This window comes from Promicromonospora kroppenstedtii DSM 19349 (assembly GCF_000515355.1).
Taxonomy (GTDB): Bacteria; Actinomycetota; Actinomycetes; order Actinomycetales; family Cellulomonadaceae; genus Promicromonospora; species Promicromonospora kroppenstedtii.
In genome coordinates this window covers 42,718-44,913 of the sequence record NZ_KI911686.1, presented here as the reverse complement: position 1 = coordinate 44,913, position 2,196 = coordinate 42,718, and the positions used below count along the sequence as shown (strand labels likewise).

The 2,196-nt window shown below is 71.2% G+C and carries 2 protein-coding genes; one reads left to right on the top strand and one right to left on the bottom strand.

The features are described from left to right. Positions 1–366 (bottom strand): hypothetical protein (locus PROKR_RS35055; protein ID WP_036964419.1); only part of this gene is annotated, 366 nt, incomplete at its 3' end. Positions 367–892: 526 nt separating this feature from the next. Between PROKR_RS35055 and PROKR_RS14805 the strand changes: the two genes are divergently transcribed. After that, positions 893–2,134, top strand: a complete 1,242-nt coding sequence (locus PROKR_RS14805) for an MFS transporter (protein ID WP_036964418.1) — start codon at positions 893–895, stop codon at positions 2,132–2,134. The last annotated feature ends 62 nt before the right edge of the window (positions 2,135–2,196 follow it).

Genomic DNA, 2,196 nt, shown 5'->3' with positions numbered 1-2,196 from the left:
CCGACGGCGGGCGGTCGGCAGCGCGCCGGCCTCGCGGATCAGGCTGGACAGCCGGGTGGGCCGGCCCGCGAAGAGCTGGGCGACCCCTGACGGGTGCGCGGCCGACAGGTCGATCACTGCCTCACCGAGCAGTCCGACGTCGGCCAGGGAGGACCCTCCCGCGAGGCGGACGAGCCCGGCGCGCCACTGCGCGACCGACTCGGCCATGGGGTCCCGGGCAGTGTCCGGTGTGGACCCCTGGGCCTCCGACGCGGCAAGCTCGGCGGCTTGGTCCACGTTCTCGTCCTTCAGCGCGGCCGAGAGCTCCTCGGACAGGTCGACCGAGATCTCGGGAGCGGCTGCGGTCTGGCGGCGTGCAGCGTTCACCCCAGCAAACTAACCGCGTGGTGTCCGCAAGGTCCGGACGCCACGCCGCGCGACACACCGCACCCCGCACGGGCCCGGGCACGGTCGACGCGGAAGTCACCCGGGTGACATGTGCCCGGAACGGGCTCCACGGGGGTGAAACCGGGCAGGGAGGATGCCGCCGGGCGCAATCGGAGCAGCGCCCCCAGACCCCGGCGCGGTGGCCCAGGGCATGCAAAAGCCCCTCCGGCAGGGGGTCCGAAGGGGCTCAGCAGGTGGACCGAGGTCCACCGGGGTAATGACAGTGCGCACCGCGCAGGGGGCGGGCGATGCGCACCGTCTTGTGAGAGTGTGCACCTGTTCCAGGCGGACGTCAACACCGACTCGGACGAGTGTCCAGGTTGCGGTAAACACGTCTCAAGGCCGTTGTCGAGGTGCAAGTTTTCGCCTCGCGAAGGGCCCCGATCAGGGCCACATCTCGCCCTTCCGGAGCACCGTACGCGGACTCGGAAAAAGCCTGGACGGCGACTCCTAGACTCGAACGTTTGTGAGCGCACTCGTCGAGGCAGTCTTCCCCCGCAGGCTCGGCCGGTCGTTCCGCTGGCTCGTCTCGTCGTCGTGGACGAGCAACATCGGCGACGGAATCGCGCTGGCCGCAGGACCCCTGCTGGTCGCCTCGCAGACCGACAGCGCGTTCCTCGTCGCCCTCGCCGCGATGCTGCAGCGACTGCCCTGGCTCCTGTTCGGCCTCTGGGCCGGCGCGCTGGCAGACCGCCTCGACCGGCGCCTCGTCGTCATCGTCGCCAACGCGATCCGCGCACTGGTGATCGCGGTCCTGTGCGTCTTCATCGGGACAGGCACGGTGAGCATCGCCATGGTGCTCGCCGCGATGTTCCTCTACGGCACCGCGGAGGTCTTCGCGGACACCACCCAGCAGACCCTCCTGCCCACCCTCGTGGCCCCCGCCGACCTCGGTGCGGGCAACCAGCGCATGCAGGCCGGGTTCCTCGCCGCGAACCAGCTCGTGGGGCCACCGGTCGGCGCGTTCCTCTTCGCCGTCGGCATGGCCTGGCCGTTCGCGATCCAGGTGGTGTGCGCGGCGCTGGCGATCGTCCTCGTCTCGCGCATCACGGCCCCGGCCGGCGCATCGTTCACCACGGTGCGCGACGGCAACTCCCACGTCCGCAAGGACATCGCCGAGGGACTGCGCTGGGTGTGGCACCACCCGCCCGTGCGCACGCTGTGCGTCGTCATCCTCGTCTTCAACGTCACCTGGGCGGCCCCGTGGGGCGTGCTCGTGAAGTACTCGCTGGACCACCTGCACATGAGCGAGGTGGGCTACGGCCTGCTCACCACCGCGAGCGCCCTGGGTGGCATCGTGGGCATCCTGATCTACGGCTGGCTGGAGCGGCACGTGAACCTGGCGACGCTCATCCGCGTCTGCCTCACGCTGGAGGTGCTGACCCATGGCGCGTTCGCGCTGACCACCAACGGCTGGGTGGCGATCGCCATCATGTTCGAGTTCGGGGTCTACGCGTTCGTCTGGGGCACGCTGTCCACCACGGTGCGCCAGCGCGCGGTGCCCAAGGCGTTCCAGGGCCGCGTCGCGTCGATCAACATGATCTGTGTGTTCGGGGGCCTCGTGGTGGGGCAGGCCATCGGCGGCGTCGTCGCGGAGCACTGGGGCCTGGTGGCCCCGTGGTGGTTCGCGTTCGCCGGCTCCGGGATCACGCTGCTGCTGGTGTGGCGGTCCCTGGCGAACGTCGCCCACGCCAAGGCGGCGGACTGACCACCCGCCGTCGGCGGGGCGCCGTCCGCCGGGCGCCGTCCGCCGGGCTCGCACGCTGCCCG